Consider the following 21,617-nt stretch of genomic DNA (forward strand, 5'->3'; position numbering starts at 1 on the left):
GCTGCGCCGGGGGGCTTCAAACGTAGGATCGTCCTCCGCAAGACTGCACAGGCGCAACTCCAGAACTGGAAACCGAACTTGACCGCGGTCGCAGGAGGGGCGAGGTCGTGAGCGCTGCAAGCTACGACGGATACGAGGGCCTGAACCGGTTAGCACTCGACCGGGCCGGCCAGGCCGAGGCGTTCGACGCGATCGGTGACCGGTACGACGAGGCGTTCCCGCACAAGGAGGGCCAGCTGGCCTCGGGCGACTGGCTGGCCGGCGCGCTGCCGGCCGGCTCGCGCGTCCTGGACCTCGGGTGCGGTACGGGTCTGCCGACCTCCCGTCAGCTGTCCGACGCCGGGCACCGGGTGGTGGGGGTCGATCTCTCCCCCGCCATGGTCAAGCTGGCCCGGGACAACGCCCCGGACGCCGAGTTCCACCGGCTGGACATCGCCGATCTGCGCAATGGCAGACTCGGCGGCGCCGGCTCCTTCGACGGCATCACCGCGTTCTTCTCCCTGCTGATGCTGCCCCGTGCGGAGATTCCGTGCGCGCTGCGGATGCTGCATGATCTGCTGCGACCGGGCGGGCTGCTGGCCCTGTCGATGGTCGAGGCGGACGTGGACGACTTCACCATCCCGTTCCTGGGCAACTCGATCCGGGTATCGGGTTACCTGCGGGACGACCTGCGCCGGGTCGTGCGCGACGCGGGTTTCGACGTCATCGGGGAGGACTCGTATGCGTATGCCCCGGCGAGTACGGACGTACCACCCGAGATCCAGCTCTTTGTGCACCTGCGACGCGCTTGACACGCAGCGCGTCAGGCGCGCAGCCCCGGACGGACGGAATCCCACGCGTGACGGAGCACCCGACCTCCCACGAATCGCGGCAGCAGCCGGCCCCGCCTGCCGCGCCCTCGGTGTCCCCTGCGCGGGGGCCGGCCGGGACGGCGGCGCCGCCGGGCACGGTCCCGGACCCGCGCAGCGCCCTCCAGCAGCCGGCCGTGCCCGGGTGCGCGCCGCTGACCGGTACGGGGTTCGCCGTGTCCACGGATGACGGCGGGACCGGCGGCGGTCCGGCGGGCGGAGTGCCCGGCGGCGGGTACGGTCCGGAGGGCGTCGGCCGCGCGGGCTCGTCCGGGTGTGCCGGGGCGGCGCTCGCGGCGTCGGCGGGACCGTCCGACGGGCGGGCGAAGGACGAGCCGGTCGTGGGTCACGGCCCGGCGGAGCCCGATGCGGCGGATCAGCACGCCGCGGTGGAGCGTGATGCGGTGGCAGAGGATGTGGCGGGCCGTGCTGCGGCAGCTCGCGAGGAAGCGGAGCACGCCGCGGCGGACGGCGGCGAGACGGATGACAGCGCCGCGGGGCACGCCGCCGTGCGGCACGAGCCGTCCGGGCAGCACCCCGTACCGGCCGACGGTCCGTACGGCGCCCCGTACACCGGTGGCGCGTACGGCGGCGGCCCCGACGGCACCGGCGCCGGTGGGCACGGCGCGGTGGCCGGGCAGGACGGGCCGGGCGCCGGGCCCGGCGGTGCGCGGGAGGTGCCGGTGACCGGCCGGCCGTCCGGCGCGCCGGACCAGGACCGGGACGGCGTTCCGGGTACGGCGGGCCAGGAGCGGGAGAGCGGTGTCGTGGCGGCCACCCGGGCCATCCGGGCGGCGACCGGGGCGCCGAGCGGCGAGGGCCGGGCGGCGCCCGACCGCCGTACCGCGCGGCCCACCGCACACGGCGCGGTGGGCCGGGCGGAGGCGCCCGAGCCGGGTGAGAATCCGCGTCCGGACCAGGACCCGGCGCCCGGCCAGGGTCCGCGCCCGGTCGGCGAGGGCATCGGCCGCCCGCGCGAGGGCGGCCGGGACCGGTCCCGGCCGCGCGGTGAGCAGCCGTCGGGCCCCCGCGGCGAGCCGGCCGTGGCACCGGGCGGACGCGGCGGCGCGGGCCGGGCGGCCGGGGAGCCCGCCGGGGCGCCCGTGCCCCCGCAGGCGGCCGGGGAGCGGGCCCCGGCGGGCGGGCCGGCCCGGTCGGCGCATCCGCCGCAGCCGGGCGAGAGCGGCGAGCTGGCGGCGGCCCGGCAGGCGGGCGGTGACCGGCTGCGGTTCATCGGGGCGGCGACCCGGCGGATCGCGCGCGGGATAGACCTCGACGAGATCGTCCTCGGTCTGTGCCGGGCGACGGTGCCGACGTTCGCCGACGCGATCCTGGTGTATCTGCGCGACCCGCTGCCGGTGGGCGACGAGCGGCCGACCGGCCCGGTGGTGCTGCGGCTGCGCCGTACCGACCGGATCCCGGAGGAGCCGGACACCAACGGCGTGCGGATGCCCGTGCTGCCCGCCCAGCCGGACCTGGGTCCCGCGATGGGCGGCAGTGCGGCCGAGCTGGCCGAGGTGCGGCCCGGCGGCCCGCTGGCGGAGGTGCTGCGCGGGGTGCGGCCGCTGTTCGGGGAGGCGCAGGCCGCGCGGACGGCGCTGCCCGAACTGCTGGGCGCGGACACCCGGCTGCCCGGCGGCCACCGGGTGATCCTGGCGCCGCTGCGCGGGCGCCGGCGGGTGATCGGCGCGGCGGTGTTCCTGCGCACGCCGGACCGCCCGGCGTTCGAGCCGGACGATCTGCTGGTGGCGGCGCAGCTGGCGACCCACACCGCGCTGGGCGTGGACAAGGCGGTGCTCTACGGCCGCGAGGCGTACATCGCGGACGCGTTGCAGCGCACGATGCTGCCGGACTCGCTGCCGCAGCCGACCGGGGTGCGGCTGGCCAGCCGCTATCTGCCGGCCGCCGAGACGGCGCGGGTGGGCGGGGACTGGTACGACGCGATCCCGCTGCCCGGCAGCCGGGTGGCGCTGGTGGTCGGCGATGTCATGGGGCATTCGATGACCTCCGCCGCGATCATGGGGCAGCTGCGGACGACGGCGCAGACGCTGGCGGGTCTGGACCTGCCGCCGCAGGAGGTGCTGCACCACCTCGACGAGCAGGCGCAGCGGCTGGGCTCGGACCGGATGGCGACCTGCCTCTACGCGGTCTACGACCCGGTCGCGCACCGGATCGTCATCGCGAACGCGGGGCATCCGCCGCCCGTCATGCTGCACCGGGGCGGCCGGGCGGAGGTGCTGCGGGTACCGGCGGGCGCCCCGATCGGTGTCGGCGGGGTGGATTTCGAGGCGGTGGAGCTGGACGCCCCGGCGGGTGCCACGCTCGTGCTCTACACCGACGGCCTGGTGGAGTCGCGGATCCGGGACGTGTGGACCGGTATCGAGCAGCTGCGGGAGCGGCTGACGGAGACGGCCCGGCTGACCGGTCCCAATCCGCCGCCGCTGGAGCCGCTCTGCGACGAGGTGCTGGACATGCTGGGTCCCGGCGACCGCGATGACGACATCGCGCTGCTCGCCGCCCGGTTCGACGGGATCGCGCCCAGCGATGTCGCGTACTGGTATCTGGACCCGAAGGCGCAGACGGCCGGGCAGGCCCGTCGGCTGGCCCGCCGGGCGCTCTCGCGCTGGGGTCTGGAGGAGCTGACCGATCAGCTGGAGCTGCTGGTCAGCGAGGTGGTGACGAACGCGGTGCGGTATGCGGAGCGGCCGATCACGCTGCGGCTGCTGCGGACCGATGTGCTGCGCTGCGAGGTCGGGGACGATGTGCCGCAGCTGCCGCGGCTGCGCCAGGCCCGGCCGTCCGACGAGGGCGGGCGGGGTCTGTACCTGGTCAACCGCATGGCGCGGCGCTGGGGCGCGACCCGGCTGAGCATGGGGAAGGTCGTCTGGTTCGAGCTGTCGATGCCGCCGGGGGCCGGTCGCGGCTGACCGCCGCGCCGCCCCGTCGTACGGGCCCCGTCCGTCATCGGATGGGGCCCGTGCTGTTGCCGACACACAGTCGGCATAGTTGACTGCATCATGGATATAAGGGACATAACGACCCCCACTCCAGTCGACCGGACGGGAGGCATCTCACCATGACCAGCCCCGCGCAGAACGTCCCGCGCACGACGAACAACGCCGGTATCCCGGTGGCGAGCGACGAGCACTCGCTGACGGTCGGGCCCGACGGCCCCATCCTGCTCCAGGACCATTACCTGATCGAGAAGATGGCCCACTTCAACCGCGAGCGGGTCCCCGAGCGGGTGGTGCACGCCAAGGGCAGCGGCGCGTACGGCATCTTCCAGGTCACCAACGACGTCAGCCAGTTCACCAAGGCGGACCTCTTCCAGCCGGGCAAGACCACCGAGATGCTGGCCCGCTTCTCGACCGTCGCGGGCGAGCAGGGCTCCCCCGACACCTGGCGCGACCCGCGCGGCTTCGCCCTCAAGTTCTATACCGAGCACGGCAATTACGACCTGGTGGGCAACAACACGCCGGTCTTCTTCGTCCGTGACCCGAGCAAGTTCCAGGACTTCATCCGCTCGCAGAAGCGCCGCCCGGAGAGCGGGATCCGCGACCACGACATGCAGTGGGACTTCTGGACGCTGTCGCCGGAGTCGGCGCACATGGTCACCTGGCTGATGGGCGACCGCGGCATTCCCAAGTCCTACCGCACCATGAACGGCTACGGCTCCCACACCTATATGTGGGTCAACGCCGGCGGCGAGAAATTCTGGATCAAGTACCACTTCAAGACCGATCAGGGCATCGACTTCCTCACCCAGGAGGACGCGGACCGGATCGCCGGCGAGGACGGCGACTACCACCGCCGTGATCTGTACGAGGCCATCGAGGGCGGCAACGAGCCGTCGTGGACGCTGTATGTGCAGGTCATGCCGTTCGCGGACGCCCCGGACTACCGGTTCAACCCGTTCGATCTGACCAAGGTGTGGCCGCACGGCGACTACCCGCTGATCGAGGTCGGCCGGATGACCCTCAACAAGAACCCGGACAACTACTTCGTCCACATCGAGCAGGCGGCGTTCGAGCCGTCCAACCTGGTGCCGGGCATCGGCCCGTCCCCGGACAAGATGCTGCTGGGGCGGCTGTTCTCCTACCCGGACACCCACCGGTACCGCATCGGCCCGAACTACGCACAGCTGCCGCCCAACCGGGCGCACGTCCCCGTCCACTCGTACGCGAAGGACGGCCCGATGCGGTTCGACCCGGCGCGCACGGGTGCGGTCTACGCCCCGAACTCGTACGGCGGGCCGGCGGCGGACACCCAGCACTTCGGGGAGGCGGCGGGCTGGGCGAGCAGCGGCGAGATGGTGCACGAGGCGTACACGCTGCGCCGCGATGACGACGACTGGGGCCAGCCGGGCACGATGGTGCGCCAGGTCCTGGACGACGCGGCCCGGGACCGGCTGGTCTCCAATGTGGCCGGCCACCTCCGGGACGGCGTGAGCCGCCCGGTGCTGGAGCGCGCGTTCCAGTACTGGCGCAATGTCGACAAGGATCTGGGCGACCGGATCGCCAAGAGCGTCAACGGCGGCTGAGCCACCGCGCACAGCACCGCGGCCCCCGCCTGATGGCGGGGGCCGCGGTGCCGTGCGACGGTCCGTCAGTTCATTTCGGGCCGGTAGTTGTTGTTGACGGCTCCCTGGTCGCCGCCGCCACCACCGTTGTTGCCGCCCGAGGCGTTGCCTCCGTCGCCCGGCGGCGGGGAGCCGCTGGAGGTCGGCGGGCTCGGCGGGCTCGGCGGCGGACTGCTCGGCGTCTGCTGCGGCGGGTGGCTCGGCGGCGTCGCGGTATGCGACGGGGTCTGGCTCGGCGTCTGCTGCGGCGGGGACGGGGGCGGCGTCGGAGTGTTTCGCGGCGGCGGGGTGTTGGCCGGGGGCGCCCCGGCACCGATGGCGGTTTCGAGGTCGAAATCGGCGCCGCTGCCGTTGGTCGCGGCCTCGGTGTAGTCGGCCCAGATCTTGGCCGGGTAGCCACCGCCGTTGACGCGGCCGCCGCCGCCGGTGCCCTTGAGCGTCACCTGGGCGCCCTGGACGATCTTCCCCTCCGCCTTGGCGGCCTCACCGAACATGCCGACCGCGGTGACCAGCTTGGGCGTGTAGCCCACGAACCACGCCGACTTGTTGTCGTCCGAGGTGCCGGTCTTGCCCGCCGCCTTGTAGTCGGCGTTCTGCACGGCCTCCTTGGCCGTACCGTCGTTGACCACGCCCTTGAGGACCGAGGTCAGAGTGTCGGCGGTCTTGCGGCTGAGCACCCGGTCGCCGACCGGGTCCTTGAGCTTGTGCTCCGCCTCGGCGCCGTGCACGGCCTTGGTGACCAGCGCCGGGGTGATCTTCTTGCCGTGCGCGTCGAGCGTGGCGTAGGCCCCGGCCATCTGGAGCGGGCTGGCGCCCATCGTGCCCAGGGTCATGGCGGGCTTGACTTCCATCTTGCTGCCGTCCAGGCCCAGGCTGACCGCGGTCTTCTTGACCTCGTCCAGTCCGACGTCCTCGCCCATCTGCGCGAAGACGGCGTTGACGGAGTTGTTCGTCGCCTCCTGGACGGTGATGTCCGAGTAGGTGCGCTCGTCCTCGTTGGGCGGTGCGAAGGGGATGGTCCCGCCGACGACCGGGCGGCGGTTGCGGCCCGAGTACAGCGTGTTCGGCGTGATCGTCGCGCCGTCCTGCGTCTGGGCCTGCTTCTCCAGCGCCGCGGCGAGGATCAGCGGCTTGAAGGTGGAGGCGGGCTGGTAGTCGGAGCGCGTCGCGTTGTTCGTGTAGTGCTTGGTGTAGCCCGCACCGCCGTACATCGCCACGACGTGGCCGGTCTCCGGGTCCACCGAGGCGGCGCCGACCTGGGCGTCCGCGTCGACACCGCGCTTCTCGGGGTTGAGGTCGTCGGAGAGCTTGCTCTTGACGGCCTTCTCCAGCTCCTTCTGCCTGTCCTGCTGGATGCCGAGGGTGATCGTCCAGCCGCCGGCCGCCAGCGTCTTCTCGTCGACGCCGTCGGCGATCAGTTCCCTCTTGGCCGCCTCGACGAGGTAGCCGGTCTGGCCGCCCATACCGGGGAGCGGCTTGGGGGCCTGCGGCTTCTGGAAGGTCTGCTTGGCGCGGTCGGCCGGGGAGAGCCACTTCATCTCGACCATGTTGTCGAGGGTGTAGGCCCAGCGCTCCTGGACCAGCTTCTTGCCGGCGTCGCTGGCCTGCGCCCAGTCGTACTGGCTCGGCGCCTGGAGGAGCGAGGCGAGGTAGGCGCCCTGCGAGACGGTGAGCTTCTCGACGTCCACGCCGTAGTACGCCTGGGCGGCGGCCTGGATGCCGTATGCGCCGCGGCCGTAGTAGCTGGTGTTGATGTAGCCGAGGAGGATGTCGTTCTTGTCGTACTTGTTGTCCACCTTGAGCGAGATGACGATCTCCTGGAGCTTGCGGGAAACCGTCTGCTCCTGGCTCAGGTAGTAGTTCTTGACGTACTGCTGGGTGATCGTCGAGCCGCCCTGCTTGCCCTTGCCCTGGAGGGTGTTCAGGATGCCGCGCAGGGTGCCCTTGAGGTCGACGCCGGAGTCGTCGTAGAAGGTCTTGTTCTCGGCGGCGACGAAGGTGTGCTGGACGGGCACGGGGATCCGGCTGAGCGGGACCTTCTCACGGTTGACCGTGCCGTCCCGGGCCAGGACCTTGCCGTCGGCGTACTTGTAGACATTGCTCTGCGCCTCGGCCTCCTTGTTGAAGGAGGGTATGTCCACGTAGAGGTACAGGCCGACGAAGGCCAGGATGCCCAGCAGGCACACCCCGAGGAAGGTTCCGAGGATCTTCTTCCAGGTGAAGAACCGGCGTATGCCGCGCTTCTTCTGCTTCGCTCTGCCACGGCGAGTGCTCTCCTGCCGCGCCCGCCTCGCGTCCGCTCGGCCCATCGCTCCAGTAACTCCAGTCGTTCCGCCCCCAGATAACTCAGCGGTCGAAGCTAACACCGCATCTGACATCAAATGCTCATCGATCACGGCTTTTCCCTACGTGACAAACAGCACCCACCACCAGGGAACCGTCGGGCAGGGATTGCGCATCCTGTCTGCCGAGGAGTTAAAGTGATATCACTTAGCTAGGTCGAAGCTAGTAGACCGCGGCCGGTGCACCGCCGACGCACCTCGGTGCACCGCAGCCATCAGTCATCGCGTCCCGGGACGCGACACGAGAAACGGGGATCCCCATGTCCGACCAGACATCGCCCGGCCGCCTCACCGGCCCCGGCGGCGAGCCCGCCACCGACGGCCCCGACATGCCGGAGCCGCAGGTCCGCGAGACGCCCGCGCACAGCATCCCGGGCGGCCTGGCCCTGCTGCTGACCGTGCTCGGGGTGTTCCTCGGGATCGCGGTGATCGCCGTCGGCGGCACGATCGGCTCGGGCGGCAACAACGCGACGGCCGTGCCGCTGGTCATCGTCGGCGTCCTGCTGCTGCTCGGCTCCCTCTTCTGCATGACCGGGGTGAAGATGGTCGCGCCCGGCGAGGCCCGGGTCATCCAGCTCTTCGGGCGCTACGCCGGCACGATCCGCACGGACGGCCTGCGCTGGGTCAACCCGCTCACCTCCGCCACCAAGATCTCCACCCGGGTGCGCAACCACGAGACCGCGGTGCTGAAGGTCAACGACGCCTACGGCAACCCGATCGAGCTGGCCTCCATCGTCGTCTGGAAGGTGGAGGACACCGCGCAGGCCCTCTTCGAGGTCGACGACTTCCTGGAGTTCGTCGCCACCCAGACCGAGGCGGCCGTCCGGCACATCGCGATCGAGTACCCCTACGACGCCCACGACGAGGACGCCCTGTCGCTGCGCGGCAACGCCGAGGAGATCACCGAGAAGCTCGGCGTCGAACTGACCGCCCGGGTCCAGGCCGCCGGCGTACGGATCATCGAGTCCCGCTTCAGCCACCTCGCCTACGCGCCCGAGATCGCCTCCGCGATGCTCCAGCGGCAGCAGGCCGGTGCGGTCGTGGCGGCCCGTCAGCAGATCGTCGAGGGCGCGGTCGGCATGGTCGAGCAGGCGCTGGTGCGGATCAGCGAGCAGGGCATCGTCGAGCTGGACGAGGAGCGCAAGGCGTCCATGGTCGGCAATCTGATGGTGGTGCTCTGCGGCGACCGGGCCGCCCAGCCCGTCCTGAACACGGGCTCGCTCTACCAGTGAGTGCCGACACCCCCGAGGGGTCCGGTGCCGACGGCGACCGGACGCCCGCGCGACGGCCGCAGCAGCGCAAGCAGGTGCTGCTGCGGCTCGACCCGCTGATCCACGACGCGCTCGCCCGCTGGGCGGGGGACGAGCTGCGCAGCACCAACGCGCAGATCGAGTTCCTGCTGCGCCGGGCGCTCGCGGACGCGCGGCGGCTGCCCCGGGGCGCGGGCGCGATCCCGCGCCGGGGCCGGCCCCCCAGGGAGCCGGAGCCGCCCGAGCCGCCGGACGCACCGCGGGCCCCCGACGACCGGCACCCCTGACCTTCCCGGGCCTCGATCGCTCGGGCGGGGCCTGCGGGACGAGCGCCCACCACGCTAGACACCCCGTCTATACACCGCAGGTATACATCTCATGTAGAGTTCGCGGCGCGTCCGTCGGACGTTCCCTGTCCGCACTCTCGGAGGCTCCCGGATGACCCCGCCCGGTTCCCTGCTGGAAGCACGTACGCTGCACAAGTCGTACGGACCCACACCCGCGCTGGACGGCGCGGACTTCGCCATCCACCCTGGGGAGGTCGTCGCCGTCATGGGCCCCTCCGGTTCCGGCAAATCGACCCTGCTGCACTGTCTCGCCGGCATCATCCGGCCGGACTCCGGCACCGTCCGCTACGGGGAGCACAACCTGACGACCATGACCGACGCCCGGCGCAGCGCCCTGCGCCGCAGCGACTTCGGCTTCGTCTTCCAGTTCGGCCAGCTGGTCCCCGAACTGACCTGTGTCGAGAACGTCGCGCTGCCGCTGCGGCTGGCCGGCGTCAAGCGCGCGGCGGCGGAGGCCCGGTCCCTGGAGTGGATGGAGCGCCTGGAGGTGGCCGAGATCGGGGCCAAGCGGCCCGGTGAGGTCTCCGGCGGCCAGGGCCAGCGGATCGCCGTCGCCCGCGCCCTGGCCGGCGGACCCCGCGTCATCTTCGCCGACGAACCCACCGGCGCCCTCGACTCCCTCAACGGCGAACGCGTCATGACCCTGCTGACCGAAGCGGCCCGCGGCACCAACGCCGCCGTCGTCCTGGTCACCCACGAAGCCCGGGTCGCCGCCTACTCCGACCGCGAGATCATCGTCCGCGACGGCGTGGCCCGGGAAATGGCGGGCACCGTATGACCACCCTCGACAACCGGACCGGGCAGCGGAACCCGGGCCCCGGAGGCGCCCCGGCCCCCACGCCCCCCACCGGCACCGCCGTCTGGGCCCGCGACCTCGCGATGGGTATCCGCTTCGCGGCCGGCGGCGGCCGCGAGGGCTGGACCCGTACGCTGCTGACCGCCGTCGGCGTCGCCCTGGGGGTGATGCTGCTGCTGTTCGCGGCGTCCGTCCCGAACCTCACGGACAGCCGCGCGGCACGCTCCGAGGCCCGTTACATCACGCCGACGACGCACGACCTCAGGCCCTCGCCGGAGACGATGCTGATCGCCAGCGCCGGGACCGAGTTCCGCGGGGACACGGTGGGCGGCAAGCTGCTGCGCCCCGACGGCCCCCGGCCGCCGCTCCCGCCGGGAGTCACCGCGCTGCCCGGCGACGGGGAGATGGTGGTCTCCCCCGCGCTGAAGAAGCTGCTCGAATCGCCCGACGGCAAGCTGCTGCGCGAACGGCTGCCCGGCAAGATGACCGGCACCATCGCCCAGGCGGGTCTGCGGGGCCCCGGTGATCTCTACTACTACGCGGGCAGCGCCACCCTCCGTGTGTCGGACCCCGGCACCCAGCGCATCGAGAGCTTCGGCGACCACCGGATGCCCGCCACGATGTCGCCGGTGCTCCTCGCCATCGTCATCCTGGCCTGCGTCGTGCTGCTGATGCCGGTGGCCATCTTCATCGCCACCGCGGTCCGCTTCGGCAGCGACAGCCGCGACCGGCGGCTGGCCGCGCTGCGGCTGGTGGGCGCCGATATCCGGATGACCCGCCGGATGGCGGCCGGGGAGGCGCTGTTCGGCTCGCTCTTCGGGCTGGTCCTGGGCGCCGCACTGTTCCTGGCCGTCCGGCAGGCCGCCGCCTCGGTCACCGTCTGGGACGTCAACGTCTTCGCCTCCGACATCACGCCGTCCCCGGTGCTCGCCGCGCTGATCGTGGTCGCGGTACCGCTCTCGGCCGTGGGCGTCACCCTCCTCGCGCTGCGCGGCGTGACCATCGAACCGCTCGGCGTCGTACGGCACAGCGCCGCACGCCGCCGGCGGGTGTGGTGGCGGGTGCCGCTGCCGATCGCCGGTGTGCTCGTGCTGCTGCTGAACGGCAAGATCATGGGAGGCCGGGACAGCGTCAATCCCGTCCTGCTCGCCGGTGGCGCGGCGCTGGTGCTGGTGGGCATCGCCGTGCTGCTGCCGTGGCTGGTCGAAGCGGTCGTCGGACGGCTGCGCGGCGGCCCGGTCCCCTGGCAGCTGGCCACCCGCCGCCTCCAGTTGAACAGCGGCTCGGCCACCCGCGCGGTCAGCGGCATCACCGTCGCGGTGGCCGGCGCCATCGCCCTGCAAATCGCCTTCGCCGCCATTCAGGGCGACTTCACGACGGCGACCGGCCAGGACACCGAACGGGCCCAGATGAGTGTCGCGCTGCCCAGCCGGGACATCGCGACGACCCGGAAGATGATCGAGGACTTCCGGGCCACCCCGGGCGTCCGTGGCGTCATCGCCTCCATCGAGACGTCGGTGGTGCGCCCCGGCCCGCCGCCCGACGGCGAGGCGGGCGCGCCGAACGCCAACCTGACCGTCGGCGACTGCCCGAGCCTCAAGGAAATGGCGCACCTGCCCTCGTGCAAGGACGGCGATGTCTTCATCGTCCGGGACGGCACCGGCACGGCCGGCGACGCGTACCTGAGGCAGACCGCGCGGCCGGGCGCCGAGGTGCTGCTCAACTACGACTACGCGACCCGGAAGCCCGACGGTGCGGCGCGGCTGTGGACCATTCCGAAGTCGGCCCGCGAGGTCGCACCGCGCAAGAACGCCATGGGCAAGGAGACCTCCGGGATCTTCGCCACGCCCGCGTCGGTCGACATGGCCCAGCTGACCGACCCCGTCGCCCAGGCCTTCCTGCGGATCGACCCGGCGGTACCGGACGGCATCGAGCACGTCCGTAACACGGCCGCCCGCCTGGATCCGCTGACGCAGGCCGTGACGCTCCGGACCACCGAGCGCGACAAGACGTTCGCCAGCGTGCGGACCGGGCTGCTGGTCGCGTCCACGGCGACCCTGGCGCTGATCGCGGCCAGCCTGCTGGTCGCCACCCTGGAGCAGCTGCGCGAGCGCCGCCGGCTGCTGTCCGTACTGGTCGCCTTCGGCACCCGGCGCGCGACCCTGGGCTGGTCGGTCCTGTGGCAGACCGCGGTCCCGGTCTTCCTCGGGCTGGCGCTCGCGGTCGCCGGCGGCTGCGGACTCGGGTTCGCGCTGCTGAAGCTGGTCGGCAAGTCCGCGCTGGACTGGTCGGCGGTCTGGCCGCTGCCCGCGGCCGGCGCCGCGCTCGTCCTGCTGGTCACCCTGCTGAGCCTGCCACCCCTGTGGCGCCTGATGCGGCCGGACGGGCTGCGGACGGAGTGACCCCGCCGCCCCGGGGGCCGGTACCCACCGGTCCCCGGGGCCTCCTCTTGCACAGCTATACAGCGTGCGTATACACCATGGATACACCCACGACGTAAGGTGGTCGCCATGTCAATCGGTCATACGCTGCTGGGCCTCCTGGAGTCCGGCCCCCGCCATGGCTACGACCTCAAGCGGGCCTTCGACGAGCACTTCGGCCAGGACCGCCCGCTGCACTACGGTCAGGTCTACTCCACGATGTCCCGGCTGCTGAAGCACGGCCTGGTCGAGGTGGACGGCGTCGAGGCCGGTGCGGGCCCGGAGCGCAAGCGGTACGCCATCACCGACGCCGGTGTCACCGATGTCGCGCAGTGGCTGGCCCGTCCCGAGAAGCCCGAGCCCTACCTCCAGTCGACGCTCTACACCAAGATCGTCCTCGCCCTGCTGACCGGCCGGAACGCCGCCGAGCTGCTGGACACCCAGCGCACCGAACATCTGCGGCTGATGCGCGGACTGACCGAGCGCAAGCGCGGCGGCGACCTCGCCGACCAGCTGATCTGCGACCACGCGCTGTTCCACCTCGAAGCGGACCTGCGCTGGCTCGAACTGACCGCGGCCCGGCTGGACCGGCTGGCGGAGGCGGTCCGTACATGACCCCGGACGGATCCCTGCTCTCCGCCGAGGGACTGCACAAGACATACGGGGCCACGCCCGCGCTGGACGGCGCCGACTTCTCCATCCACCCCGGGGAGGTCGTCGCCGTCATGGGCCCCTCCGGCTCCGGCAAATCGACCCTGCTGCACTGCCTCGCCGGGATCATCCAGCCGGACTCGGGGACCGTCCGCTACGGCCCCCACACGCTCACCGGCCTCAACGACGTCCAGCGCAGCGCCCTGCGCCGCAGCGACTTCGGCTTCGTCTTCCAGTTCGGCCAGCTGGTCCCCGAACTGACCTGCCTGGAGAACGTCGCGCTGCCGCTGCGGCTGAACGGCGCCAAGCGCAAGGACGCCGAGCGGCAGGCCCGCACCTGGCTGGAGCGGCTGGAGGTCGAGACCGTGCGGGGCCAGCGGCCCGGTGAGGTCTCCGGCGGCCAGGGCCAGCGGGTCGCCGTCGCCCGCGCCCTGGCCACCGCGCCCCGGGTCGTCTTCGCCGACGAACCCACCGGCGCCCTCGACTCCCTCAACGGCGAACGCGTCATGAGCCTGCTGACCGACGCCGCCCGCGACACCAACGCCGCCGTCGTCCTGGTCACCCACGAAGCCCGGGTCGCCGCCTACTCCGACCGCGAGATCGTCGTCCGCGACGGCAGAGTGAAGGACATGCTGGCGGGCTTGATATGAGCCTGCTCCGCCCGGCGGCCGGGCGGCGCGGCGGCAGAACCGGTCAGCCCCCGCCCGCGCACCAGCCCCCGCCCGCGCCGCTGCCCGCGACCGCGCGCCCCGGACCCGTCGGCTGGGCCCACGACCTCGTCCTGGGGATGCGGTTCGCGGCCGGTGGCGGCCGCGAGGGCTGGATCCGTACGGCGCTGACCGCCGTCGGCGTCGCCCTGGGCGTGGCCGTCCTGCTGCTCGGCACGTCCGTGCCGACCCTGATGGACTCCTGGCACAGCCGGGAGAAGGCGCGGGAGAACCTCGGCCAGCTCCACCCGCCGGCCCCCGCCGACGACACCGTGCTCTACACCTCGGCCGACACCGTCTTCCGCGGCGCGCAGATCCGCGGCCGCCTGGTGCGGCCGGACGGCGCGCATCCCCCCGTACCCCCCGGTATCGACCAGCTCCCCGGCCCCGGCCGGATGATGGTCTCCCCCGCCCTCAAGGAACTGCTGGACGCCCCCGGGAGCGCGCTGCTGCGCGCGCGGCTGGACTACGAGGTGGCCGGTGTCATCCGCGCCGAGGGCCTGCGCGGCCCGGCCGAACTCACCTACTACGCGGGCAGCGCCACCCTGCCCTCGCCCCGCGCCTACCGCATCGACCACTTCGGCAAGGAGTACGAGCCGCGGCCGATGCAGGCGCCCACCGTGCTTCTCGTGGTGATGACCTGTGTGGCGCTGCTGATGCCCGTCATGGTCTTCCTCGGCACCTCCGTGCGGTACGGCAACGAGCGCCGCGAACGCCGGCTGGCCGCACTCCGGCTGGTCGGCGCCGATATCCCCACGACCCGCCGGATCGCCTCCGGCGAGGCGCTGTTCGGTTCGCTGCTGGGGCTGGCCGGGGGCGCCGGGCTGTTCCTGGGCGGCCGGCAGTTCGCGTCGGTGGTCACGCTCTGGGATGTGAACGTCTTCCCCGCGGACATCGCCCCGAGCCCGCTCGCCGCGGCGCTGATCGCCGTACTGGTGCCCGCGGCCTCCGTCGTCATCACGCTGTTCGCGCAGCGCGGTATCACGGTCGAACCGCTGGGCGTGGTCCGCCACCGCCCGCCCGTCCGGCGCCGGCTGTGGTGGCGGGTGCTGCTGCCCCTCGTCGGCGCGCTGCTGCTCGTCCCGATGTCCGCCGAGCAGACCTGGACCGACACCTCGCTGAACACCCTCCGGCTCACGGCCGGCTCGGTACTGCTGCTGTTCGGTGTCACCGCGCTGCTGCCCTGGCTGGTCGACGCGGTGGTCGGGCGGCTGCGCGGCGGACCGGTCCCCTGGCAGCTGGCCACCCGCCGCCTCCAGCTGAACAGCGGCACGGCCACCCGCGCGGTCAGCGGCATCACCGTCGCACTGGCCGGCGCCATCGCGATACAGATGCTCCTCACCGGCATGAAGGTCGGGTACGCCGACGCCTACGCCAAATCGGCCGAGGAGCGGCCGGGCATCGGCCTGCTGGGCTCGACCGACGACTGGCGGCAGGCCGACCGGGCGCTCACCGCGCTGCGGGCCACCCCCGGCGTGACGGCGGCCAGCGGCACGATCGACGCGTCCGTCGGCGCACTGCCCGCCGCGGGCCACGACGGATCCGACAACCACTTCGGGTCGGTCGCCGTCGGCAGCTGCGCGGAACTGCGCAAGCTGGCCGCGCTCCCCTCCTGCCGGGACGGCGAGCTCTTCCTCACCGGCTTCCGCGCCAAGGACAACGCCTTCGCGCCCGGCACGACCATCGACCTGAACCCTCGGTTCTCGGAGGACGACCCGGCGTCCCCGCGCCCCTGGAAGATCCCCTCGACCGCCCGCCCCGCCCGGCTGCTGACCCCCGGATTCGGTCCGGGCCGCCACTCGTACGGCATCCTGGCCACCCCGTCCGCCTTCGACCTCACCCGGTTCGACCACCCGTTCCTGGAAATCCAGGTCAGCAGCGACAGCGGCGACCCGGACACCGTGGAGCGCATCCGCAACACCGCGGCGCGCATCGATCCGACGATGTACGAGCACTCCGAGATCGACAATCCGCACGACGCGCAGCTCTCCGGCGTCCGCAACGGCCTGTTCGTCGGCGCGGTGGTCACCCTGCTGCTGATCGGCGCGGGCCTGATCATCTCCACCGTCGAGCAGCTCTACGAGCGCCGCCGGCTGCTGTCCGCTCTCGACGCCATCGGCACCCGGCGCGCGACGCTCGGCTGGTCCGTCCTGTGGCAGACGGCGATCCCCGTCGTGCTCGGCCTGGGTCTGGCGCTGGGCTGCGGTCTCGCGCTGGGCTCACTGCTGCTGACGATGATCGACAGCGCGGTGATGGTGGACTGGGCCGCGGTGGCGGGCATGACCGGCATCGGCGGCGGGGTGATCCTCTTCGTCACCGCCCTCTCGCTGCCGGCCCTGTGGCGCATGATGCGGCCGGAGGGTCTACGGACCGAGTAGCCGCTGGCGGCACGAGGTGGCGGCGGACGGTCCGTCCACGATCCGCACGGGCAGATGCCGCAGCGCCACCCGCAGCGCGGCCGCGAACTCCTCGAACTCGCGCTGCCGCGCCGACCCGCCGCGCATCGCCAGCGCGATCCGCCGGGAGGGCACCGGATCCGCGAAGTACCCCGTCGTCAGCTGGTCGTTGCGGCCGGTCTCCACCCGCAGCGCGGTGCACGGCAGCAGCGTCACCCCCAGCCCGCCGGCCACCAGCTGCACCAGCGTCGACAGCCCCGCCGCGCTGGTCGTCACCGGGGCACCCACCTCCCGCCCGGCCTCGCGGCAGATGTCCAGCGCCTGGTCGCGCAGGCAGTGCCCCTCGTCGAGCAGCAGCAGATCCAGCTCCTTGAGCGCCTGCCGCGGGATGTCGTCGCGCCCGCCCAGCCAGTGGTCCTTCGGCGCGACCAGTACGAAGTCCTCGTCGAAGAGCGGGAGTTCGGTGATCTGCGGTACGCCGAGCGGCACCGCGAGCAGCAGCAGATCGAGCCGTCCGTGCGCCAGCCCGTCCAGCAGCGACGGGGTCTGCTCCTCATGGACCTGGAGGTCCAGCTCCGGATAGGTCTCCTGCACCAGCCGCAGCACGGTCGGCAGCAGATACGGCGCCACGGTCGGAATCACCCCGAACCGCAGCACCCCGGTGAACGGCGCCCGCGCCGCCTCCGCCTCCTCCATCAGCTCGCCGACCGCCTCCAGCACCGTACGGGCCCGCGCCGCCACCCGCTCCCCGGCCGGCGAGAGCAGCACCTTGCGCGTCGTACGCTCCAGCAACTGCACACCGAGCGCCTCCTCCAGCGCCGCGACCGCCCCCGACAGCGCGGGCTGGCTCATCCCGATCTCGGCCGCCGCCTCCCGGAAATGCAACTGCTCGGCCACCGCGACGAACGCCCGCAACTGCGCCAGACTCGGCTGCCGCGCCCGCCCTCCGGACCCCACTGGAGAAGCCACTGATAACCACCTTCGATCAACTTCCCTCAGTCTAGCGGGTTCCTCTATCAATGGACGGGGAGCATCGACGGAGAACCTGATCAACATCAACGCCTGACGGTTCGGTGATTTCGATACGGCTGTTTCTGTACGGCTGTTTCTGTACGACTGCTCCTGTACGACTGTTTCTGTACGACTACTCCTGTCCGGCCGTCCGATGCGGTCATTTTGATTCGGCCATCCCGATACCGATATTTCGATGCGGCCCTTTTCGGGCGGACTGTACGGATATTTCAATATCGAGGAGGGCACAGCAATACGGCCATCACCCGCCGCGCACCACCGGAGCAACGGGCACCGTCTCGGCCCATGCCGCCACCACGTCACGAACTGCCTGAACTGTATGAACTGCACGAACGCCGGCCCGCACACGATCGAGTGAACCGCCCCTCCACGGCCGGACCGCCGGCAATTCCGGGCCCTAGCGTGCCGACATGGCCTCCATCTGCCCCAATTGCCACACCGCGGAAGCGATCGCCGTCCTCGAAAACGGCGACGGGATCAGCCTGTTCCCCTGCCTCTTCTGCACCCGCTACCCCCGCCAGACACCCCATGGCGGCACACGGGAATGCAGCGCACCGTGCGCCACACCCCATTGCACGGGCTGGATCACGGACATCTACTACTTCCGCACCGAAATTGCCGAGCACGTCGAACGACACCCCTGCAAGGCATGCGGAAGCCCCAAAACAAAAGAGCCTGACAGCCAGGCCAAGTAATTAGATAAAACAATCATGAACAAGAGCGAGAATTGAATAGGTCAAACGTTGGGCGGGGTAATGGCTATCTACCTCGATCGGAACCGCCAGCCGAGGCCGTTCCTCCGCCTACGCACACATCTGGTGATCGTCAGTCACGGGTCATTTACTCAATCCTGAGGTTACGCCCCGACCTTACTTATTCAACGATTGAGTAAGAACCATCGGCCTCGCGACACACCGTCGGGCTATGCGGCACCTCCTCTGAAGCCAGCCCTGACCGACTATCTCAGCGCGGAAAAGCCCCACCCGTTTGGTTCTGCGGTCACCGATGCCAGGTCAGCGCAGCCGTTCAGCCAACTGCTCCAGGCCCTTCCTGATCAGCCGCCCGTACTCGTCATCGCCGAGCGCGCCGATCGTTTCCCGCGCGCGCTGGAGGTGGTCACGAGCACGATCGAGATCGCCCAGCTTGCGATAACACTCGCTCAAGTTCAGGTGCAGCGAGGGGTACAGCCCGGCCACCGGAACCGGCACCCCGACCTGCACGACTCGCGCATCGGTGATCAGGCCAACGGCCGCCAGCGCTCGCTGGTCCCAGATCAGCTCCTCGTGCACGTCGTCCTGCACATCGGCCCTCGCATGCGCCAGCATGCAACCCTGCAAGGGATCCCCCTGCTCGCCGCCGATCTCGTCCCAGATCTCTGCGAACTGGCGGCGAGCGGCCTCCCGCTCGCCGCTGTGGCTGAGCTGCACGGCCTGGCCAATCCGGATGATCGTCAGATCCGTGATCAATCGAGATCCCTTCCCTGCGCCATCTCGCGACAGCGGCCGTATCGCCGCGCCTGCGACCGAACAACGGCGACATCCACGCGATTAGTCTCCCGGGTGATCTCCCAACGGGACAGCACCTAGTCGAAGTTCGTCTGCCGGCCGACTATCCATTGCGTAGCGCCGGGCTATGGGACTGCGGCCCTGTCATTGCAGAAATGGTGCAGAACCTCCTCTCGGGCGAGGCGTACGACGAGTGAGGCGGCTGCCGTGCCGGACACGAGTGGGAGGATGCCGCCATCCCTTACAGGGACCGGCAAGGACTTGCCATCGATACGGCGGACCGGGCAAGGCTGCGGAAGGATGCGGCTTACTCCGTTGTCGCCCAGGACGAGGTCGGCAACGTCCTGGTGCGGACAGTGTGGGAGGGATAGCGGACGTGGTCGGAGCGATGTCTGCCACTGGGGTCTCCTCTGACGCCGGAACGAGCTGGCGCACGCTGCGCGATAGCGCGCCGACGGAGGACGAGGCCCTGGTGCAGCATCGCGAAGCGGTGGATCTGGTCAGGAGAAGTGAAGTCTTGTCCGGTCAAGTCGTGTAGCTAGCCGAGCAGTCCGCGGATGGGGAAGGCCCCACCAGTTGAGGCAGCGCCTCCGTCACTCCCAGATGTCAGGGCCTCCCCCACGCCACTCGATGAGCGTGCTGTCGTCGAGGTCGATGGCGTCTGGGTCAAGGCCGGCTCTGCGGAGGAACTCCAGGAGATCCCGTTTGTCCATCGCCAGGCCCAGGTCCGTGCCGTCGGCGCTGACGCGACGGCCACCTGTGCGGCTGAGGGGATGTACGACGATCCGTGCGGCCATAAGGTCAGGGTCTCCTCAGGCCGACGCACCTGCATCCCGAGAACGTTGCTGGTCGTAGCCGTCCGGGCCGAGGTCGATCTCATATGCCACACCGTCGAGGGAGATGGTGTGAGTTGCGGCCTCCGCGGACTCTTCGCCCGTGAGGTCTTCTGTGTAGATGGTGATTACCTTCTGCGCCAAGTGCCGGAGAATAAAAAGGTCACGGGATCGCCGACTCCATTTAGGTACGGCACAGCCCCGCCATCCTTCATCAGGACGACGGGGCTTGTGGTCGAGTTGGGGCAGGGTCAGGCGAACTTGTCGCCCTTGACGGCTGAGACGAACGAGGACCACGCGCCCGGGGCGATCGTGAGCACGGGCCCGCTCGGGTCCTTCGAGTCACGGACGGGGACGGTGCCGGTAGAGGACGTGGGGGCCCATTCGACGCAAGACCCGCCGTTGTTGCTGTAGGAGGATTTGACCCAGAGGATGGAGGGAGAGTCGGTCGTCACGGGGTGCCCTTTCGTAACTGCTCGATCATTGCCACGGATGCCGCCTGAGACAGCGCTTCGGCCTGTAGTTGATGGTAGGCCCTCACCAGCGGCAACACGGAAGCGAGTTCACGGTCCAACTGCCCTTGGGTTTGCGACTCGACGTAGGAAACTACGGATCGGTCGTGCAACGTGAGCAAGTTGACCAGCCGATCGAACGGACGGCGCTCACCAATGGAGTAGGGAGCGAGCTGGAGCACAGTGTTCGACTGCTTCGCAAACTCCACCAACCGGTCAAGCTGAGCACCCATGACTCCGGGGCCCCCGATCGGTCGGCGAACACAGCTCTCGTCCAGCACCACGATCACCACGGGCGGCAGGGGTCGTACCAGAGCGGCTTGACGCTCTATCAGGAACGAGACCCGCTCATCTGCCTGTTCATCTGTGATGACGCCGCGCCGCACAGCGCTGTCGGCCAGCGCCTGCGCGTACTCCCGTGTCTGAAGTGGACCAGGGATCAATCCCGACTCAAACAGTCGGATCTCCGCGGCACGGCCTTCGTGTCCCAAGTACTCCGGGAAACCCTCCAGCAACGCACCATGCCTGATCTCGCGGAACTGGCGCTCGAACGACTCTGCGGTGCCGGCCAGGCCAAAGACTTGATCGGCCGTGCGCGAAAACCGCAAGGTTGCGAGCTTGTACCCAGTTTCGACGGACGAAATATGCGACGCGGTATATCCCATCGGGACCGCTAGATCACTCTGCTTCCACCCACGAGACTCCCGCAAGCTGCGCAATCGTGCACCGAAGGCCGCTTGCGGCGAGCTGTCCGGGTTCAGCTCCTTGCGATTCACTGAAGTCTCCCAACTAACCGATCGCGTCTACGAGTTTGCTGAGTCCAGGGACTCTAGTCCACGCTGAGTCGCCTCGGCTCCACCTACGACGACTCAGTCAGGAGGCGTAGTCATGTCCGCTGTTAGGACCTCTGAAGAGGCGTTTGACGCGTTGTTCCGCGAGCTGCGGACGGCCTTACCGGCCGTCGGGCTTGATCTCCCGGAGCTGCACGTGGACTACGGAGCGCCCGGAGAGCACCACCTCATGCATCTCGGCACGGTCAACTACGCAACTGCCAGGGAACTGGCGCGCATTGTCCAGGCTGCGCGCGAACCCTTCCGTGTTGGTGCGGCCGTTGTCGACACAACTCGCGCCAAGGTCGGGAAGATCCTTGCGGTCAACGGTGAATGTCTCGTGCTGAGTCGTTCCGTCGGAGACCCCTGGGACGCGCTCCTGAACTTTTGCCGCCCTGCGACCCTCAGCGAGGCCCTGAGCCTGACGGCCTTGCAGGAGATCGACGGTGGTGAGCGTCCGGATGGTCATCCGTGACGCCTGAACAGCGCCGCGTCGTCACGTACCTCACATGCCTGGCGGCCTTGGCCTTCGTGCTCGCCATCGGCATCTCCGGCAGCCACCACAAGTG

The 21,617-nt window shown here is 70.6% G+C and carries 19 protein-coding genes; 12 read left to right on the forward strand and 7 right to left on the reverse strand.

The annotated features are described in order from the left end of the window. The first annotated feature begins 107 nt into the window (after positions 1–107). From ACLJWH_RS09890 to ACLJWH_RS09900, 3 genes are all read left to right on the forward strand, one after another. Positions 108–791: a class I SAM-dependent DNA methyltransferase gene (locus tag ACLJWH_RS09890; RefSeq protein WP_411141217.1), complete on the forward strand. Its 684-nt coding sequence runs from the start codon at positions 108–110 to the stop codon at positions 789–791. Positions 792–1,810: 1,019 nt separating this feature from the next. Continuing rightward, entirely contained in the window at positions 1,811–3,775 is a 1,965-nt protein-coding gene (locus tag ACLJWH_RS09895) for a SpoIIE family protein phosphatase (protein WP_411141371.1), read from the forward strand. Positions 3,776–3,924: 149 nt separating this feature from the next. Continuing rightward, positions 3,925–5,388 (forward strand): catalase, encoded by a 1,464-nt coding sequence (locus ACLJWH_RS09900; protein ID WP_411141218.1) that lies wholly within the window; start codon positions 3,925–3,927, stop codon positions 5,386–5,388. 65 nt (positions 5,389–5,453) lie between these two features. Here ACLJWH_RS09900 and ACLJWH_RS09905 read toward each other — a convergent pair whose 3' ends face one another. Continuing rightward, positions 5,454–7,736, reverse strand: coding sequence for a transglycosylase domain-containing protein (locus tag ACLJWH_RS09905; protein ID WP_411141219.1), 2,283 nt, complete (start codon positions 7,734–7,736; stop codon positions 5,454–5,456). A 293-nt stretch (positions 7,737–8,029) separates the two neighbouring features. Between ACLJWH_RS09905 and ACLJWH_RS09910 the strand changes: the two genes are divergently transcribed. The 7 genes from ACLJWH_RS09910 (at position 8,030) to ACLJWH_RS09940 (ending at position 16,318) form a co-directional block, all read left to right on the forward strand. After that, on the forward strand, positions 8,030–9,001 hold the full coding sequence (locus tag ACLJWH_RS09910; protein WP_411141220.1) for an SPFH domain-containing protein: 972 nt from the start codon (positions 8,030–8,032) through the stop codon (positions 8,999–9,001). Then, on the forward strand, positions 8,998–9,306 hold the full coding sequence (locus ACLJWH_RS09915; protein WP_411141221.1) for a hypothetical protein: 309 nt from the start codon (positions 8,998–9,000) through the stop codon (positions 9,304–9,306). Before ACLJWH_RS09910 ends, ACLJWH_RS09915 begins: the two co-directional genes overlap by 4 nt. A gap of 151 nt (positions 9,307–9,457) precedes the next feature. After that, entirely contained in the window at positions 9,458–10,144 is a 687-nt protein-coding gene (locus ACLJWH_RS09920; protein WP_411141222.1) for an ABC transporter ATP-binding protein, read from the forward strand. After that, positions 10,141–12,564: an FtsX-like permease family protein gene (locus ACLJWH_RS09925; protein ID WP_411141223.1), complete on the forward strand. Its 2,424-nt coding sequence runs from the start codon at positions 10,141–10,143 to the stop codon at positions 12,562–12,564. The genes ACLJWH_RS09920 and ACLJWH_RS09925 overlap by 4 nt, the downstream gene beginning before the upstream one ends. Before the next feature lie 108 nt (positions 12,565–12,672). Then, a complete protein-coding gene (locus ACLJWH_RS09930) occupies positions 12,673–13,197 on the forward strand; it encodes a PadR family transcriptional regulator (protein WP_411141224.1) in 525 nt (174 codons plus the stop codon). Continuing rightward, complete coding sequence (locus tag ACLJWH_RS09935; protein WP_411141225.1) at positions 13,194–13,883, forward strand: ABC transporter ATP-binding protein; 690 nt, start codon at positions 13,194–13,196, stop codon at positions 13,881–13,883. The genes ACLJWH_RS09930 and ACLJWH_RS09935 overlap by 4 nt, the downstream gene beginning before the upstream one ends. Then, a complete protein-coding gene (locus tag ACLJWH_RS09940; protein ID WP_411141226.1) occupies positions 13,880–16,318 on the forward strand; it encodes an FtsX-like permease family protein in 2,439 nt (812 codons plus the stop codon). Before ACLJWH_RS09935 ends, ACLJWH_RS09940 begins: the two co-directional genes overlap by 4 nt. Here the strand turns inward: ACLJWH_RS09940 and ACLJWH_RS09945 are convergent. Continuing rightward, positions 16,304–17,305, reverse strand: a complete 1,002-nt coding sequence (locus ACLJWH_RS09945; RefSeq protein WP_411141227.1) for a LysR substrate-binding domain-containing protein — start codon at positions 17,303–17,305, stop codon at positions 16,304–16,306. The genes ACLJWH_RS09940 and ACLJWH_RS09945 overlap by 15 nt on opposite strands. A gap of 473 nt (positions 17,306–17,778) precedes the next feature. Here ACLJWH_RS09945 and ACLJWH_RS09950 point away from each other — a divergent pair, with 473 nt between their 5' ends. Further along, positions 17,779–18,063 carry a hypothetical protein gene (locus ACLJWH_RS09950; RefSeq protein WP_411141228.1) on the forward strand — a complete coding sequence of 95 codons (285 nt, stop codon included), beginning with the start codon at positions 17,779–17,781 and terminating at the stop codon, positions 18,061–18,063. A 318-nt stretch (positions 18,064–18,381) separates the two neighbouring features. Here the strand turns inward: ACLJWH_RS09950 and ACLJWH_RS09955 are convergent, their stop codons facing one another. From ACLJWH_RS09955 to ACLJWH_RS09975, 5 genes are all read right to left on the reverse strand, one after another. After that, entirely contained in the window at positions 18,382–18,834 is a 453-nt protein-coding gene (locus ACLJWH_RS09955) for a hypothetical protein (protein WP_411141229.1), read from the reverse strand. Positions 18,835–19,466: 632 nt separating this feature from the next. Further along, positions 19,467–19,670 (reverse strand): hypothetical protein, encoded by a 204-nt coding sequence (locus ACLJWH_RS09960; RefSeq protein WP_411141230.1) that lies wholly within the window; start codon positions 19,668–19,670, stop codon positions 19,467–19,469. Between the two features lie 15 nt (positions 19,671–19,685). Beyond that, entirely contained in the window at positions 19,686–19,850 is a 165-nt protein-coding gene (locus tag ACLJWH_RS09965; RefSeq protein ID WP_411141231.1) for a histone-like nucleoid-structuring protein Lsr2, read from the reverse strand. A 107-nt stretch (positions 19,851–19,957) separates the two neighbouring features. Continuing rightward, positions 19,958–20,161 carry a DUF397 domain-containing protein gene (locus ACLJWH_RS09970; RefSeq protein WP_411141232.1) on the reverse strand — a complete coding sequence of 68 codons (204 nt, stop codon included), beginning with the start codon at positions 20,159–20,161 and terminating at the stop codon, positions 19,958–19,960. Then, positions 20,158–20,994 (reverse strand): helix-turn-helix domain-containing protein, encoded by an 837-nt coding sequence (locus ACLJWH_RS09975; protein ID WP_411141233.1) that lies wholly within the window; start codon positions 20,992–20,994, stop codon positions 20,158–20,160. The genes ACLJWH_RS09970 and ACLJWH_RS09975 overlap by 4 nt, the downstream gene beginning before the upstream one ends. Positions 20,995–21,106: 112 nt before the next feature. Between ACLJWH_RS09975 and ACLJWH_RS09980 the strand changes: the two genes are divergently transcribed. Then, a complete protein-coding gene (locus ACLJWH_RS09980; protein ID WP_411141234.1) occupies positions 21,107–21,523 on the forward strand; it encodes a hypothetical protein in 417 nt (138 codons plus the stop codon). Positions 21,524–21,617: the final 94 nt, after the last annotated feature.

The organism is Streptomyces sp. x-80 (genome assembly GCF_046549095.1).
GTDB lineage: Bacteria > Actinomycetota > Actinomycetes > Streptomycetales > Streptomycetaceae > Streptomyces > Streptomyces celluloflavus.

Coding starts and splice junctions, on each gene's coding strand:
- ACLJWH_RS09900 (WP_411141218.1), top strand. CDS start 3,925: ATGACCAGCCCCGCGCAGAACGTCCCGCGCACGACGAACAACGCCGGT.
- ACLJWH_RS09905 (WP_411141219.1), bottom strand. CDS start 7,736: ATGGGCCGAGCGGACGCGAGGCGGGCGCGGCAGGAGAGCACTCGCCGT.
- ACLJWH_RS09910 (WP_411141220.1), top strand. CDS start 8,030: ATGTCCGACCAGACATCGCCCGGCCGCCTCACCGGCCCCGGCGGCGAG.
- ACLJWH_RS09920 (WP_411141222.1), top strand. CDS start 9,458: ATGACCCCGCCCGGTTCCCTGCTGGAAGCACGTACGCTGCACAAGTCG.
- ACLJWH_RS09925 (WP_411141223.1), top strand. CDS start 10,141: ATGACCACCCTCGACAACCGGACCGGGCAGCGGAACCCGGGCCCCGGA.
- ACLJWH_RS09930 (WP_411141224.1), top strand. CDS start 12,673: ATGTCAATCGGTCATACGCTGCTGGGCCTCCTGGAGTCCGGCCCCCGC.
- ACLJWH_RS09935 (WP_411141225.1), top strand. CDS start 13,194: ATGACCCCGGACGGATCCCTGCTCTCCGCCGAGGGACTGCACAAGACA.
- ACLJWH_RS09940 (WP_411141226.1), top strand. CDS start 13,880: ATGAGCCTGCTCCGCCCGGCGGCCGGGCGGCGCGGCGGCAGAACCGGT.
- ACLJWH_RS09950 (WP_411141228.1), top strand. CDS start 17,779: ATGGCCTCCATCTGCCCCAATTGCCACACCGCGGAAGCGATCGCCGTC.
- ACLJWH_RS09960 (WP_411141230.1), bottom strand. CDS start 19,670: ATGGCCGCACGGATCGTCGTACATCCCCTCAGCCGCACAGGTGGCCGT.
- ACLJWH_RS09980 (WP_411141234.1), top strand. CDS start 21,107: ATGTCCGCTGTTAGGACCTCTGAAGAGGCGTTTGACGCGTTGTTCCGC.